The sequence below is a fragment of the Streptomyces sp. NPDC057099 genome, assembly GCF_042671245.1.
In the GTDB taxonomy this organism is placed as follows: Bacteria; Actinomycetota; Actinomycetes; order Streptomycetales; family Streptomycetaceae; genus Streptomyces; species Streptomyces purpurascens.
Map to the genome: position 1 here is coordinate 44,268 of NZ_JBHUTX010000003.1, position 14,284 is coordinate 58,551.

Consider the following 14,284-nt stretch of genomic DNA (forward strand, 5'->3'; position numbering starts at 1 on the left):
CGTCACCCCACGATGGTCGCGATGGGCAGCTTCTCGATCCGGATCGCCGACGCCTTGAACTCCGCCGTCCCCGCGATCGGGCAGTTCGCCTCGATCGTCAGCGCGTTGGTGTCCACCTCGTCGGGGAAGTGCATGGTCATGAAGGCGAGCCCGGGCCGCAGCGCGGTGTCCACCCACACGGGCGCGGTCACCGACCCGCGCCGCGAGGTGACCTGGACCCGCTCACCGACCACCACCCCGTAGCGTTCGGCGTCCTCCGGGCACAGCTCGATGAACTCGCCGCGCCGCAGCGGCGATGCGTAACCGCCGCTCTGCACACCGGTGTTGTACGAGTCCAGCCGCCGCCCGGTGGTCAGCCGGATCGGGTACCGCTCGTCGGTGAGGTCCACGGGCGGGTCGTGCTGCACGATCCCGAAGGGCGCGAGCCGGCCGCGTGCCGAGGGGGCGGACTCCCACAACCGGCCGTGCAGATAGGTCGGTTCGAGCCGCTCCGTGCTGGGGCACGGCCACTGGATGCCCTGGTGCTCCTCCAGCCGCTCGTACGTCATGCCGTAGTGGTCGGGCGAGATGGACCTCAGCTCGTTCCACACGGTCTCGGCGTCGGCGTACTTCCAGTCGTGGCCGAGGCGGGCCGCGAGGGCGCAGAGGATGTCGATGTCCTCACGTGCCTCGCCGGGCGGGGTGACGGCCCTGCGGACGCGCTGCACCCGCCGCTCGCTGTTGGTGGTCGTGCCCTCGGTCTCCGCCCAGCCGGCGGTGGCCGGCAGCACGACGTCCGCGAGTTCGGCCGTCTTCGTGAGGAAGATGTCCTGGACGACGAGGAAGTCCAGTGCCTTGAGCCGCCGCACGGCCTGCTCGCTGTCGGCCTCCGACTGGGCCGGGTTCTCGCCGATGCAGTAGACGGCCTTGAGACTGCCGTCCTCCATCGCCTCGAACATCTCCGTGAGGTTCAGTCCGTAGTGCGGCTGGATGACGGTGTCCCAGGCCGACTCGAACTTCAGCCGGGTGTCCGGGTCGAGGATGTCCTGGAAGCCCGGCAGCCGATTGGGGATCGCGCCCATGTCACCGCCGCCCTGCACGTTGTTCTGCCCGCGCAGCGGTTGCAGGCCGGAGCCGTAGCGGCCGACATGCCCGGTGAGGAGGGACAGGTTGATCAGGGCGCGGACGTTGTCGGTGCCGTTGTGGTGCTCGGTGATGCCGAGGGTCCAGCAGAGCTGGGCGCGCTCGGCCCGGGCGTAGGCATGCGCCAGCTCCCGGATCGCGGCGGCGGGCACGCCCGTCACCTTCTCGGCGAGCGACAGCGTCCACGGCTCGACCAGCGCCCGGTACTCCTCGAAGCCGGTGGTCGCCCGCTCGACGAACGCCTCGTTGGCGAGGCCCGCGTGGATGATCTCGCGGCCGATCGCGTGCGCCATCGGGATGTCGGTGCCGACGTTGAGGCCGAGCCAGCTCTCCGCCCACTCGGCGGTCGAGGTCCGGCGCGGATCGACCGCGTACATCCGGGCCCCGTTCCTGATCCCCTTCAGTACGTGCTGGAAGAAGATCGGGTGCGCGAAGCGGGCGTTGGAGCCCCACATCACGACGAGGTCCGTGTGCTCGATCTCCTCGTACGACGACGTCCCGCCGCCCGAGCCGAACGCCGCCGACAGGCCGGCCACGCTCGGGGCGTGACAGGTGCGGTTGCAGGAGTCGACGTTGTTGGTGCCCATGACGACCCGGGCGAACTTCTGCGCCACGTAGTTCATCTCGTTGGTGGCGCGGGCGCAGGAGAACATCCCGAACGCGCCGCGCGCGGCCTGGATGCCCCGGGCGGCCCGGTCCAGGGCCTCCTCCCAGCTCGCCCGCCGGAAGGGCTCGTCGCGGGAGTCCCGGACGAGCGGGTGCGTCAGCCGGGTGTAGGTCTTCGGGCTTCGATCGCGTTTCCTCATGCGGCGCTCCCCAGCGCGAGCAGGTCCGAGAGGGCGTGCACGGTGCGCAGGGTGGGCACGTCCACGCCGGTGATCTCCGCCAGCTCGACGACCGCCGCGAGGAGTACGTCGAGTTCGAGCGGCTTGCCGCGCTCCAGGTCCTGGAGCGTGGAGGTGCGGTGGTCGCCGACCCGCTCGGCGCCCGCGAGCCGGCGCTCGATGGAGACGCCGACCTCGCAGCCGAGGGCCTCGGCGACCGCGAGCGTCTCGGTCATCATGATCTCGATGACCCGGCGGGTGCCGCCGTGCAGGCACATCTGCCGCATGGTCGCGCGGGCCAGCGCGCTGATCGGGTTGAAGGAGATGTTGCCGAGCAGCTTGACCCAGATGTCGTCCCGCAGATCGGGCTCCACCGGGCACTTGAGCCCGCCCGCCCGCATCGCCTCGCTGAAGGCGAGACAGCGGTCGGAGAGGCTGCGGTCGGGCTCGCCGATGGAGAACCGCGTGCCCTCCAAGTGCCGTACGATGCCCGGCCCTTCGAGTTCGGTCGCCGCGTAGACCACACATCCGACGGCCCGTTCGGGCGCGAGCACCGCACTGACCGCGCCGTCCGGGTCCACGCTCTCGACGCGGTGGCCGTCGTAGGGGCCGCCGTGCCGGTGGAAGTACCACCAGGGGATGCCGTTCTGGGCCGCGACGACCGCCGTCGTCCCGTGCAGCAACGGCGCGATCAGCGGCCCGCACGCCGCGTACGCGTTGGCCTTCAGGCCCAGGAAGACGTAGTCGACCGGGCCGACCTCGGCCGGGTCGTCGGTCGCGTGGGGGTGCGCGGTGAAATCGCCGCGCGGGCTGCGCACCCGGACTCCGTGCTGCCTCATGGCCGCCAGATGCGGTCCACGGGCGATGAGATGGACCTCGGCACCCGCGCGGTGGAGCGCGGCGCCGACGTAGGCGCCGATGGCACCGGCGCCGAGAACTGCGACTTTCACGGGAACACTCCGTTCGGTTTGAGGGATACCGCGGAGGTGTGACTGCCGTACGGCCACCTGGGAACGCGCCGTGCGGCTTGTGTCGACGAAATATTGTCTACAGTATGGAGGTTGGGGCGGCAAGGGTCCGCGCGGCGACCGTTCGCCGCATGCTGAATACCGCTCACCGCATACGGTCGACGCGCCGCCTTTTCAACTCCCGTGCGACTGCCTACCGTCCGGGAATCATGAGTCCCCCAGTCGCGCCCCCGGGCTGGAGCCGCTGGCTCGTTCCGCCCGCCGCTCTCTCCGTGCATCTCTCCATCGGCCAGGCCTACGCCTGGAGCGTGTTCAAGCCGCCCCTCGAGTCCGCGCTCGGACTCAGCGGCACGCAGAGCGCGCTGCCCTTCCAGCTGGGCATCGTCATGCTGGGCCTGTCCGCCGCGTTCGGCGGCACGCTCGTGGAGCGCAACGGCCCCCGCTGGGCGATGACCGTCGCCCTGATCTGCTTCTCGTCCGGCTTCCTGCTCTCCGCGCTGGGCGCGTCCCTGGAGCAGTACTGGCTGATCGTGTTCGGCTACGGCTTCGTCGGCGGCATCGGCCTCGGCATCGGCTACATCTCGCCCGTCTCCACCCTGATCAAGTGGTTCCCGGACCGGCCCGGCATGGCCACCGGCATCGCCATCATGGGCTTCGGCGGCGGTGCGCTGATCGCCTCGCCGTGGTCGGCGCAGATGCTGGAGTCGTTCGGCGGCGACAGCTCCGGGATAGCCCTGGCCTTCCTTGTGCACGGGCTGTCGTACGCGGTCTTCATGCTGCTGGGTGTGCTCCTGGTCCGGGTTCCGAGCAGTGCCCCGCAGGCGCGGGGAACCGCGCCGCAAGCCACCACCGGCCCGCAGGTCTCCGCGAACCAGGCCATCCGCACCCCGCAGTTCTGGTGCCTGTGGCTCGTGCTCTGCATGAATGTCACCGCCGGCATCGGCATCCTGGAGAAGGCCGCGCCGATGATCACGGACTTCTTCGCGGACACCTCCACACCGGTGTCCGTGACGGCCGCCGCCGGCTTCGTCGCCCTGCTGTCGGCGGCGAACATGGCGGGCCGCATCGGCTGGTCCTCGACGTCCGACCTGATCGGCCGCAAGAACATCTACCGCGTCTACCTGGGTGTCGGCGCGCTGATGTACGCGCTCATCGCCCTGTTCGGCGACACCTCCAAGCCGCTGTTCATCCTGTGCGCGCTGGTCATCCTCTCCTTCTACGGCGGCGGCTTCGCGACGATCCCGGCGTATCTGAAGGACCTGTTCGGGACGTACCAGGTCGGCGCCATCCACGGTCGGCTGCTCACCGCCTGGTCCCTGGCCGGTGTGCTCGGGCCGCTCATCGTGAACTGGATCGCCGACCGGCAGGAGGAGGCGGGCCGGCACGGCGCGTCCCTGTACGGGCTGTCGTTCGTCATCATGATCGGCCTGCTCGTCGTCGGCTTCGTCGCCAACGAACTCGTCCGGCCCGTCCACGCCCGCCATCACGTCCCGCAGCCGAAGGAGGCCGATCGTGTCCAGCAGCAGTCAGAGTCCGCCTAGCCCGGACCGGCGGTGGCTGATCGCCCTGGCCTGGGTATGGGTGGGCGTACCGCTCGCCTACGGGCTGTACGAGCTCGTCCGGAAGGCCACGCAGCTCTTCACCGGTTAGACGTTCGACAGGTGTGTGGGGGTCGGGGGTCCTGACCGAAGCTGACAACCCTGGTGCTCGTTTCCTGTTGCCTTGGCTGCCGTCGTACCCGTGAGTCACTGATCAGACTGGTGGGTCACGCTACCCAAGGCAACGAGGGGGACCCACCCACATGAACGGCTCGCGCATCGCCGCCGTCGGCCACTACCAGCCCGCCAAGGTGCTCACCAACGAGGACCTGGCGGGCCTGGTGGACACCAGTGACGAGTGGATCAGGAGCCGGGTGGGCATCCGCACCCGCCACATCGCCGGGCCCGACGAACCGGTGGACGAGCTGGCCGCCCACGCCGGCGCCAAGGCCCTCGCGGCGGCCGGTCTCACCCCCGCCGACATCGACCTGGTGCTGGTCGCCACCTCCACCGCCGTCGACCGCTCGCCCAACATGGCCGCCCGGGTCGCGGCCCGCCTCGGGATGCCGAACCCGGCCACCATGGACCTCAACGTCGTGTGCGCCGGGTTCACCCACGCCCTGGCCACCGCCGACCACGCCGTTCGCGCGGGGGGCTCGAGCCGTGCGCTGGTCATCGGGGCCGACAAGATGTCCGAGGTGACCGACTGGAGCGACCGCACCACCTGCGTGCTCGTCGGGGACGGGGCCGGGGCCGCGGTGGTCGAGGCCGCCGAGGAGTCCGGCATCGGACCGGTGCTGTGGGGCTCGGTGCCCGAGATGGGCCATGCGGTGCGGATCGAGGGCACTCCGCCCCGTTTCGCCCAGGAAGGGCAGAGTGTCTACCGATGGGCGACCACGCAGCTGCCGCCCATCGCGCGCCGGGCGTGCGAGCGGGCCGGTCTGGAGCCGGCGGACCTCGCCGGGGTCGTGCTGCACCAGGCGAACCTGCGCATCATCGAACCGCTCGCCGAGAAGATCGGCGCGGTGAACGCCGTCGTCGCGCGCGATGTCACCGAGTCCGGCAACACCTCCGCCGCGAGCATCCCGCTCGCCTTCTCCAAGCTCGTCGAACAGGGCGCGGTCTCCACCGGCGACCCGGTCCTGCTGTTCGGCTTCGGCGGGAACCTGTCGTACGCGGGACAGGTCGTGCGCTGCCCCTGAGCCCTCCGGCCGCAGAGGTGTGACGCGGCCAACTGCCCCAAACTCTGGTCTTTGTGCGCCGTAGACTGTAGACGAAAGACAATCGATACTGACTCTGCGGCGACACCGGCTGCCGTCGCGCTGTGCACGGCCCTGCCGAGGAGGGGGACCGCGATGCTGTCGACAGGCCTGCCCCAGGGGGCGGTACCCAAGCTGGAACGCCCGGGTCCGCTGCGTGACCGCGTCTACGAGGCACTCCTCGAACTCATCACCACCCGTGCCCTCCAGCCCGGCCAGCACCTCGTCGAGAGCGAACTCGCCGGGCATCTGGGGGTCTCCCGGCAGCCGGTGCGCGAGGCGCTGCAGCGGCTCAACACCGAGGGGTGGGTCGATCTGCGGCCCGCCCAGGGCGCGTTCGTGCACGAGCCGACGGAGGAGGAGGCCGACCAGCTCCTCACGGTCCGTACGCTCCTGGAGGCCGAGGCGGCCCGCCTCGCGGCGGCCAACGCGAACAGCGCGGGCCTCACCGCCCTGGAAACCCTCTGCGCGGAGGGCGAGAAGGCCGTCGAGGCCGACGACGTGGACGGCGCCGTCGCCATGAACGCCCGCTTCCACGCCAAGATCATGGAGCTCGCCGGCAACGCCGTCCTCGCCGAACTCGCCGCCCAGGTCGACCGGCGCGTGCGCTGGTACTACACGCCGGTGGCCCGCCGGCGCGGCCACCAGTCCTGGATCGAACACCGCGAACTGATCGCGGCGATCGCCGGCCGGGACGAACAGCGGGCGACCCAGCTGATGCGCGAACACACGGAGCACACGCGGCGCTCGTATCACGCGCGGGCGCGTTCGTAGAGCTGCTCCCTCAGCCGGCTGTCAGCACCGCCTGGGTCTGCGTCGTCTGGCCCACCAGGGTGCCCTCCTCGTCGTGCAGGTCCGTCCGGACGGCGAGGAACGAGCGTCCCACGTGCACGGGCCGTGCCTCGGCGCGGACGACACCCGACCGCACGGCGCGGAAGAAGTTCGTCTTCGACTCGACCGTCGAGGTGCCCGCGCCCGGCGGCAGATTGAGGAACGCGCAGACGGCGCCGGCCGTGTCGGCGAGCGCCATCAGGGCTCCGCCGTGCAGGGCGCCGCCCACCGTGCACCACTCCGGAGCCCAGGGGAGCGCGGCCCTGACCCGGGCGGGGGCGGCCTCCTCGAGGGCGATGCCCAGTCCGGAGGTCCCTCATGAGCGACACCCAGCGTGCTGGTGCCAGCCTGACCTGGGCCGCGCTCACGCTCGACTACCCGCCGGGTAAGACCCGCCCCTCGCGTCTTTGTCCTGTGAGTGGAAAAAGTGGAACCCAATTCCTGCGCGACTTCTTCCCACCTCCGGCAGCCGCTGCTACGTTCCCTTCGAAAGCAAGCCACTGATGTGGCGGAAAACCGGCGCGCACAGGCCGATCGAGGCGGGGAGGGGCTCGTGAGACGTATGACCGCACGACCCGGAAACGCCCACCAGGCCCGACTGCTCACGCTGTTGCGCGACGGCGGCCCCAACTCCCGTGCCCAGCTGGGCGACCAGGTCGACCTCTCGCGGTCCAAGCTCGCCGTGGAGGTGGACCGGCTGCTGGAGACGGGGCTGGTCGTGGCCGACGGACTCGCCGCCTCGCGCGGTGGCCGCCGCTCCCACAACATCCGGCTCAACCCCGGTCTGCGCTTCCTCGGCGTCGACATCGGCGCGACCTCGGTCGACGTCGCCGTCACCAACGCCGAACTGGAGACGCTCGGCCACATCAACCAGCCCATGGACGTACGCGAAGGCCCGGTCGCGGTCTTCGAACAAGTCCTGGCCATGGCCGCCAAGCTCAAGGCCTCCGGGCTCGCGGAGGGGTTCGACGGCGCCGGCATCGGCGTCCCGGGCCCGGTCCGCTTCCCCGAGGGCATCCCGGTGGCACCGCCGATCATGCCCGGCTGGGACGGCTTCCCCGTGCGGGAGGCGCTCAGCCAGGAACTCGGCTGCCCGGTCATGGTCGACAACGACGTGAACCTCATGGCGATGGGGGAGCAGCACGCGGGCGTCGCCCGCACCGTCGCCGACTTCCTCTGCGTCAAGATCGGCACCGGCATCGGCTGCGGCATCGTCGTCGGCGGTGAGGTCTACCGCGGTACGACGGGCAGCGCCGGCGACATCGGGCACATCCAGGCCGTGCCCGACGGCAGGCCCTGCGCCTGCGGCAACCGGGGCTGCCTGGAGGCCCACTTCAGCGGGGCGGCCCTCGCCCGCGACGCCACGGAGGCCGCCCAGCAGGGGCTTTCGGCCGAACTGGCGTCACGTCTGGAGACGAACGGCGGTCTCACCGCCGTCGACGTCGCCGCCGCGGCCGCCGCGGGCGACGCCACTGCCCTCGACCTGATCCGCGAGGGCGGCAATCACACCGGCCAGGTCATCGCAGGCCTGGTCAGTTTCTTCAACCCGGGCCTGGTGGTGATCGGCGGCGGGGTGACCGGCCTCGGCCACACGCTGCTCGCCGCGATCCGCACCCAGGTCTACCGCCAGTCGCTGCCGCTGGCGACCGGCAATCTGCCCATCGTCCTGGGCGAGTTGGGACCAGCCGCCGGTGTCATCGGCGCGGCCCGGCTCATCAGCGATCACCTGTTCTCACCTGCGTAAGCGCACAGTTCCGTACGGCGTACCACTACCGCGCCCTGCACAGTGCCCTGCTCCGCTCCGCTCCGCCCTGCCCTGAAACCGGCCCGCCCGCCAAGGGGAATTCGCATGGCACCAGAACCACCGCTGCTCAGCATGTCCGGCATCACCAAGTCGTTCCCCGGAGTCCGGGCGCTCGACGGCGTCGACCTCGACGTCCAGGCCGGTGAGGTGCACTGTCTGCTCGGCCAGAACGGCGCCGGCAAGTCGACCCTCATCAAGGTCCTGGCCGGTGCCCACCAACCCGACACCGGCACCATCCGCTGGCGCGGCGAGGAGGTCACGCTCCGCTCGCCGATCGCCGCCATGCGTCTCGGCATCGCCACCATCTACCAGGAACTCGACCTGGTGGAGCATCTGTCGGTCGCCGAGAACGTCCACCTGGGCCACGAACCGACCACCGCCGGGTTCGTCGTACGCGGGAGGACGGCGCGCGAGTCGACCGCTCGGCTCCTCAAGCGGCTCGGGCATCCGGAGGTCGATCCGGCCCGCCTGGTCGGGGAGTTGTCGGCCGCGCAGCAGCAGATCGTGTCCATGGCCCGGGCGCTCTCCCACGACGTGCGGCTCATCGTGATGGACGAGCCCTCCGCCGCTCTCGACCCGGACGAGGTCGACAACCTCTTCCGTATCGTCGGCGATCTCACCGCCGGCGGAGTCGCCGTCGTCTACATCTCGCACCGGCTGGAGGAGATCCGGCGCATCGGCGACCGGGTCACCGTGCTGAAGGACGGGCGGGCCGTCGCGAACGGGCTCCCGGCGAAGTCGACGCCGACCCGCGAGGTCGTCGCGCTGATGACGGGCCGCAACGTCGAGTACGTCTTCCCCGACCGGCCCGTGTCCCCGCCGACCGGAGAATCGGTTCTCCAGATTCAAGGGCTGGCCCGCCAAGGGGAGTTCGAGGCCTTCGACCTGGAGGTCCGGCCCGGCGAGATCGTCGGCCTCGCCGGACTCGTCGGCTCGGGCCGCTCCGAGATCCTGGAGACCGTCTACGGGGCCCGGAAACCGACGTCCGGTCAGGTCCTTGTCGACGGGCGCCCGTTGAAGCCGGGCAGCGTACGGGCCGCCGTCCGCGCCGGACTCGGGCTCGCCCCCGAGGAACGCAAGGCCCAGGCCCTGCTGATGCTGGAGTCCGTCACCCGCAATGTGTCGGTCTCCTCCATGTCCCGCTTCTCGCGCGGCGGCTGGATCGACCGGGGCGCCGAACTCGGTGCCGCCCGGGCCGCGACGCGCGAGCTGTCCCTCAGGCCGGACAACCCGTCCGTGCCCGTGCGCACCCTGTCCGGCGGCAATCAGCAGAAGGCCGTCCTGGCCCGCTGGCTGCTGCGCGGCTGCCGGATGCTGCTGCTCGACGAACCCACCCGCGGTGTCGACGTCGGCGCGCGCGCCGAACTGTACGCCGTGGTCCGCCGGCTGGCCGACGAAGGCCTCGCCGTGCTGCTGGTCTCCAGCGAGGTGCCCGAGGTGCTCGGCCTCGCCGATCGCGTCCTGGTGCTGCGCGAGGGCCGTGTCGTCCACACGGCACCCGCGCGCGAACTCGACGAACACCGCGTACTCGACCTGGTCATGGAAGGAAGCCCGGCGTCATGACGCAGCCCGTCTCCCCACCGCGGGACAGCACCGACAAGGTGCCCGAGGCTCAGCCCCCGGCCTGGCGCGGCCTGCTGTTCCGCGCCGACGTCCGCACCCTCTCCCTGCTCGGCGTGCTCGCCGCGCTGATCCTCATCGGCGGCATCACCAAGCCCGACGAGTTCCTCGACACCCGCAACCTGCAACTCGTCCTCACCCAGGCCTCCGTGATCGGCGTCGTCACCGTCGGCATGACCTTCGTCATCGTCTCCGGCGGCATCGACCTGTCGGTCGGCGCGATCGTCGCCCTCGCCTCCGTGTGGGCCACCACCGTCGCCACCCAGGAGTACGGCTTCGCCGGCATCCTCTTCACGGCGATGATCGTCGGCGTCGGCTGCGGCCTGGTCAACGGGGTGCTCATCGCCTACGGCGCGATGGTGCCGTTCATCGCCACCCTCGCCATGCTGGCCTCCGCCCGCGGCCTCGCCCTGCAGATCACCGACGGCAAGACACAGATCGTCACCGTGCCCTCCGTCCTCGACCTGGGCGAGCGCGACGCCTACGTCCTCGGTATCCCGCCCCTGGTCCTGGTCTTCGCGGTCGTGACGGTCATCGGCTGGCTGGTGCTCAACCGCACCACCTTCGGCCGCCGCACCGTCGCCGTCGGCGGCAACCCGGAGGCCGCCCGGCTCGCCGGCATCGACGTACGCCGCCAGCGGCTCTACCTCTACCTGCTGTCCGGCCTGTGCTGCGGCATCGCCGCCTTCCTGCTGATCATCCTGTCCGGCTCCGGCCAGAACACCAACGGCAACCTCTACGAACTCGACGCCATCGCCGCCGCGATCATCGGCGGCACCCTGCTCACCGGCGGCCGCGGCACCATCACCGGCTCCGTGCTGGGCGTCCTGATCTTCACCACGATCACCAACATCTTCGCCCTGAACAACCTGCAGAGCGACGTCCAGCAGATCGCCAAGGGCGCGATCATCGTCGCCGCCGTGCTGGTCCAGCGCCGTACCGCGAGCACGACCTGAGGAAAGGGTTCACCGCCATGACAGAGATCACGAGCCGCAGAGGACTGCTCTTCGGGGCCGCCGCCGTCTCCGCCGGTGCCCTCCTGACGGGTTGCACGAGCAACGAGCCCTCCGACTCCAAGGACGAGCCGGCCGGGAACGACCAGCCCGCCGCCGACGACAAGCCGGGCAAGAAGGTCACCATCGGCTTCGCCGGACCGCAGGCCGACCACGGCTGGCTCAACGCCATCAACGACAACGCCAAGGAACGCGCCGAGAAGTACTCCGACGTCACCCTCGAGATCACCGAGGGCTCCAACGACACCGCCCAGCAGATCGGCCAGATCGAGACCCTCATCAACAAGAAGGTCGACGTCCTGGTGGTGCTGCCCGCCGACGGCAAGGCCCTCACCCAGGTCGGGCTGAAGGCGATGCGCGCGGGCATCCCGGTCGTCAACCTCGACCGGATCTTCAACACCCCGCAGGCCTACCGCTGCTGGATCGGCGGCGACAACTACGGCATGGGCCTCAACGCCGGGCACTACATCGGCGAGAAGCTCAAGGGCAAGTCGGGCGCCCGCGTCATCGAACTGGCCGGCCTGGACAACCTGGAGCTGACCAAGCAGCGCACCAAGGGCTTCGACGACGCCCTGAAGAACTACCCCAACATCAAGAAGGTCGCCCGCCAGGCCGCCGACTTCACCGTCGAGTCCGGCCAGGCCAAGATGGCCCAGCTGCTCCAGGCCCAGTCGAAGTTCGACGCGCTGTGGAACCACGACGACGACCAGGGCGTGGGCGCGCTGCGCGCCATCGAGCAGGCCGGGCGCGACGGCTTCCTGATGGTCGGCGGGGCCGGTGCGCTCTCCGCCTTCCAGGCCATCAAGCAGGACGACGGCGTGCTCAAGGCGACGGTTCTCTACCCGCCGACCATGGCCGCCTCCGCGATCGACCTCGCCCGCGCCCTCGGCCAGGGCAAGGGCATCGGCGGCATGGCCGAGTTCGAGATCCCCGCGTCGATCACCCTCTACTCGGCCGTCGTCGACAAGACCAACGTCGACCAGTACATGCCCACCGGCTTCCAGTGACCGGTTCCGCCCCCGCACCCCCCACGTGCGCGACCCCGACCAGGACGAGGAGGACTCCCACATGGGACAGCCGCAGCAGCAGTCAGAAGGGACCGAGGAGGCAGGCAAGCCACCCCTGCGCGTGGGGATGGTGGGCTACGCCTTCATGGGCGCCGCCCACTCCCAGGGCTGGCGCACCGCGGGCCGCGTCTTCGACCTGCCGCTGAACCCGGTGCGCGCCGCGATCTGCGGCCGGGACGCCGCCGCCGCGCGGGCAGCGGCGGACCGGCACGGCTGGGCGTCCGTCGAGACCGACTGGCGTGCCCTCGTCGAACGGGACGACATCGACCTCGTCGACATCTGCACCCCCGGCGACAGCCACGCCGAGATCGCCCTCGCCGCCCTGGCCGCCGGCAAGCACGTCCTGTGCGAGAAGCCCCTCGCCAACACCGTCGAGGAGGCCGCGTCGATGGAACGCGCGGCCGAGGAGGCGTACGCACGCGGCCAGGTGGCGATGGTCGGCTTCAACTACCGCCGGGTGCCGGCCACCGCCCTGGCCCGCCGGATGGTCGCCGAGGGCCGCCTGGGCAGGCTGCGGCACGTGCGCGTGTCGTACCTCCAGGACTGGCTCGTCGACCCGGAGTTCCCGCTGACCTGGCGGCTGCGCAGGGAGCAGGCCGGCTCGGGCTCTCTCGGCGACCTGGGCGCGCACATCGTCGACCTCGCGCAGTATCTGACGGGGGAGCGGCTGGCGGGCGTCTCCGCGCTGACGGAGACCTTCGTACGGGAGCGGCCGCTGCCCACCGGTGCCACCAGCGGCCTGGCCGCGGTCTCCTCGGCCGGCACCGGCCAGGTCACCGTGGACGACGCCGCCCTGTTCACCGCCCGCTTCCCCTCCGGCGCCCTGGCCTCCTTCGAGGCCACCCGCTACGCCACCGGCCGCAAGAACGCCCTGCGCATCGAACTCAACGGGGAGCGCGGCTCGCTCGCCTTCGACCTGGAGCGGCTCAACGAGCTGTCGTTCCACGACGGCACCGAGCCGGGCGCGGAGGCCGGCTTCCGCCGGATCCTCGTCACCGAACCCGACCACCCCTACCTGGACGCCTGGTGGCCGCCGGGCCACGGCCTCGGCTACGAGCACACCTTCGTCCACCAGGCCCGCGACCTGGTCCACGCCGTCGCCGAGGGCCGCCGCCCCGAACCCTCCTTCGCCGACGGGCTGCAGGTGCAGCGCGTGCTCGCCGCGGTCGAGGAGAGCGCCGAGAAGAACTCCGTCTACACACCGATCGCGGTCTGAGGAGGCTGACGCGCAATGCCGCGTACGTTCACGCTGTTCACCGGCCAGTGGGCGGACCTGCCCCTGGAGGAGGTCTGCCGGCTCGCCCGCGACTTCGGCTACGACGGACTCGAACTCGCCTGCTGGGGCGACCACTTCGAGGTCGACAAGGCGCTCTCCGACCCGGGGTATCTCGACGGCCGCCGGGCCCTGCTCGACAAGTACGGCCTCAAGTGCTGGGCCATCTCCAACCACCTGGTCGGCCAGGCGGTCTGTGACGCCATCATCGACGAACGCCACCAGGCCATCGTGCCGGGCGCCGTGTGGGGCGACGGAGACGCGGAAGGCGTACGGCAGCGGGCCGCGGAACGCATGAAGGACACCGCGCGCGCCGCGGCCGCCTTCGGCGTCGACACCGTCATCGGCTTCACCGGCTCCGCCATCTGGCACCTGGTCGCCATGTTCCCGCCCGCCCCCGACGCGATGATCGAGCGCGGCTACCAGGACTTCGCCGACCGCTGGAACCCGATCCTGGACGTCTTCGACGCCGAGGGCGTGCGGTTCGCCCACGAGGTGCACCCCAGCGAGATCGCCTACGACTACTGGACGACGGCCCGCGCGCTGGAGGCGGTCGGCCGGCGCCCCGCCTTCGGCCTCAACTTCGACCCCTCGCACTTCGTGTGGCAGGACCTCGACCCGGTCGGCTTCCTCTGGGACTTCCGCGACCGGATCTACCACGTCGACTGCAAGGAGGCCCGCAAGCGCCTCGACGGACGCAACGGCCGGCTCGGCTCCCATCTGCCCTGGGGCGACCCGCGGCGCGGCTGGGACTTCGTCTCCGCCGGGCACGGCGACGTCCCCTGGGAGGACGTCTTCCGGATGCTGCGCTCCATCGACTACCAGGGCCCGGTCTCGGTCGAGTGGGAGGACGCCGGCATGGACCGGCTCCAGGGGGCGCCCGAGGCGCTGACCCGGCTGAAGGCCTTCGACTTCGACCCACCGAGCGCGTCCTTCGACGCGGCGTTCAACAGCTGAACCAGGAC

General features: G+C 70.9%; 13 protein-coding genes. 10 read left to right on the top strand and 3 right to left on the bottom strand.

Annotated features, from left to right (window positions below; translation table 11 throughout):
* Nucleotides 1-2: 2 nt before the first annotated feature.
* Together ACFT4A_RS04915 and ACFT4A_RS04920 are read right to left on the bottom strand one after the other, a co-directional pair.
* A complete protein-coding gene (locus ACFT4A_RS04915; protein WP_382826028.1) occupies nucleotides 3-1,928 on the bottom strand; it encodes a molybdopterin oxidoreductase family protein in 1,926 nt (641 codons plus the stop codon).
* A complete protein-coding gene (locus tag ACFT4A_RS04920; protein ID WP_382826029.1) occupies nucleotides 1,925-3,019 on the bottom strand; it encodes a 2-dehydropantoate 2-reductase in 1,095 nt (364 codons plus the stop codon). Before ACFT4A_RS04920 ends, ACFT4A_RS04915 begins: the two co-directional genes overlap by 4 nt.
* A gap of 104 nt (nucleotides 3,020-3,123) precedes the next feature.
* On the opposite strand from ACFT4A_RS04920, the gene ACFT4A_RS04925 reads away from it, so the two are divergent.
* From ACFT4A_RS04925 to ACFT4A_RS04940, 4 genes are all read left to right on the top strand, one after another.
* On the top strand, nucleotides 3,124-4,455 hold the full coding sequence (locus ACFT4A_RS04925) for an OFA family MFS transporter (protein WP_382826031.1): 1,332 nt from the start codon (nucleotides 3,124-3,126) through the stop codon (nucleotides 4,453-4,455).
* Nucleotides 4,427-4,564: a hypothetical protein gene (locus ACFT4A_RS04930; RefSeq protein WP_189726171.1), complete on the top strand. Its 138-nt coding sequence runs from the start codon at nucleotides 4,427-4,429 to the stop codon at nucleotides 4,562-4,564. Before ACFT4A_RS04925 ends, ACFT4A_RS04930 begins: the two co-directional genes overlap by 29 nt.
* Before the next feature lie 151 nt (nucleotides 4,565-4,715).
* Nucleotides 4,716-5,654 (top strand): beta-ketoacyl-ACP synthase III, encoded by a 939-nt coding sequence (locus ACFT4A_RS04935; RefSeq protein ID WP_382826033.1) that lies wholly within the window; start codon nucleotides 4,716-4,718, stop codon nucleotides 5,652-5,654.
* A 153-nt stretch (nucleotides 5,655-5,807) separates the two neighbouring features.
* A complete protein-coding gene (locus ACFT4A_RS04940) occupies nucleotides 5,808-6,485 on the top strand; it encodes a GntR family transcriptional regulator (protein WP_382826035.1) in 678 nt (225 codons plus the stop codon).
* 10 nt (nucleotides 6,486-6,495) lie between these two features.
* Here ACFT4A_RS04940 and ACFT4A_RS04945 read toward each other — a convergent pair whose 3' ends face one another.
* Nucleotides 6,496-6,846, bottom strand: coding sequence for a PaaI family thioesterase (locus ACFT4A_RS04945; protein WP_382826610.1), 351 nt, complete (start codon nucleotides 6,844-6,846; stop codon nucleotides 6,496-6,498).
* Nucleotides 6,847-7,104: 258 nt separating this feature from the next.
* On the opposite strand from ACFT4A_RS04945, the gene ACFT4A_RS04950 reads away from it, so the two are divergent.
* The 6 genes from ACFT4A_RS04950 (at nucleotide 7,105) to ACFT4A_RS04975 (ending at nucleotide 14,276) form a co-directional block, all read left to right on the top strand.
* Nucleotides 7,105-8,286: an ROK family transcriptional regulator gene (locus ACFT4A_RS04950; RefSeq protein ID WP_184588398.1), complete on the top strand. Its 1,182-nt coding sequence runs from the start codon at nucleotides 7,105-7,107 to the stop codon at nucleotides 8,284-8,286.
* A 105-nt stretch (nucleotides 8,287-8,391) separates the two neighbouring features.
* On the top strand, nucleotides 8,392-9,909 hold the full coding sequence (locus ACFT4A_RS04955) for a sugar ABC transporter ATP-binding protein (RefSeq protein WP_382826037.1): 1,518 nt from the start codon (nucleotides 8,392-8,394) through the stop codon (nucleotides 9,907-9,909).
* The gene (locus ACFT4A_RS04960) at nucleotides 9,906-10,922 is read left to right on the top strand and encodes an ABC transporter permease (RefSeq protein ID WP_382826039.1); all 1,017 of its coding nucleotides are present in this window, start codon (nucleotides 9,906-9,908) and stop codon (nucleotides 10,920-10,922) included. Before ACFT4A_RS04955 ends, ACFT4A_RS04960 begins: the two co-directional genes overlap by 4 nt.
* Nucleotides 10,923-10,939: 17 nt before the next feature.
* The gene (locus tag ACFT4A_RS04965) at nucleotides 10,940-11,986 is read left to right on the top strand and encodes a substrate-binding domain-containing protein (protein WP_382826041.1); all 1,047 of its coding nucleotides are present in this window, start codon (nucleotides 10,940-10,942) and stop codon (nucleotides 11,984-11,986) included.
* A gap of 61 nt (nucleotides 11,987-12,047) precedes the next feature.
* Entirely contained in the window at nucleotides 12,048-13,262 is a 1,215-nt protein-coding gene (locus ACFT4A_RS04970; RefSeq protein WP_382826043.1) for a Gfo/Idh/MocA family protein, read from the top strand.
* Between the two features lie 15 nt (nucleotides 13,263-13,277).
* Nucleotides 13,278-14,276, top strand: coding sequence for a sugar phosphate isomerase/epimerase family protein (locus ACFT4A_RS04975; RefSeq protein ID WP_382826045.1), 999 nt, complete (start codon nucleotides 13,278-13,280; stop codon nucleotides 14,274-14,276).
* Nucleotides 14,277-14,284 lie beyond the last annotated feature (8 nt).

What these genes read in the sequence shown, in the direction of transcription:
- ACFT4A_RS04915 (WP_382826028.1), bottom strand. Translation starts at nt 1,928, where the DNA reads ATGAGGAAACGCGATCGAAGCCCGAAGACCTACACCCGGCTGACGCAC.
- ACFT4A_RS04925 (WP_382826031.1), top strand. Translation starts at nt 3,124, where the DNA reads ATGAGTCCCCCAGTCGCGCCCCCGGGCTGGAGCCGCTGGCTCGTTCCG.
- ACFT4A_RS04935 (WP_382826033.1), top strand. Translation starts at nt 4,716, where the DNA reads ATGAACGGCTCGCGCATCGCCGCCGTCGGCCACTACCAGCCCGCCAAG.
- ACFT4A_RS04940 (WP_382826035.1), top strand. Translation starts at nt 5,808, where the DNA reads ATGCTGTCGACAGGCCTGCCCCAGGGGGCGGTACCCAAGCTGGAACGC.
- ACFT4A_RS04950 (WP_184588398.1), top strand. Translation starts at nt 7,105, where the DNA reads ATGACCGCACGACCCGGAAACGCCCACCAGGCCCGACTGCTCACGCTG.
- ACFT4A_RS04955 (WP_382826037.1), top strand. Translation starts at nt 8,392, where the DNA reads ATGGCACCAGAACCACCGCTGCTCAGCATGTCCGGCATCACCAAGTCG.
- ACFT4A_RS04960 (WP_382826039.1), top strand. Translation starts at nt 9,906, where the DNA reads ATGACGCAGCCCGTCTCCCCACCGCGGGACAGCACCGACAAGGTGCCC.
- ACFT4A_RS04965 (WP_382826041.1), top strand. Translation starts at nt 10,940, where the DNA reads ATGACAGAGATCACGAGCCGCAGAGGACTGCTCTTCGGGGCCGCCGCC.
- ACFT4A_RS04970 (WP_382826043.1), top strand. Translation starts at nt 12,048, where the DNA reads ATGGGACAGCCGCAGCAGCAGTCAGAAGGGACCGAGGAGGCAGGCAAG.
- ACFT4A_RS04975 (WP_382826045.1), top strand. Translation starts at nt 13,278, where the DNA reads ATGCCGCGTACGTTCACGCTGTTCACCGGCCAGTGGGCGGACCTGCCC.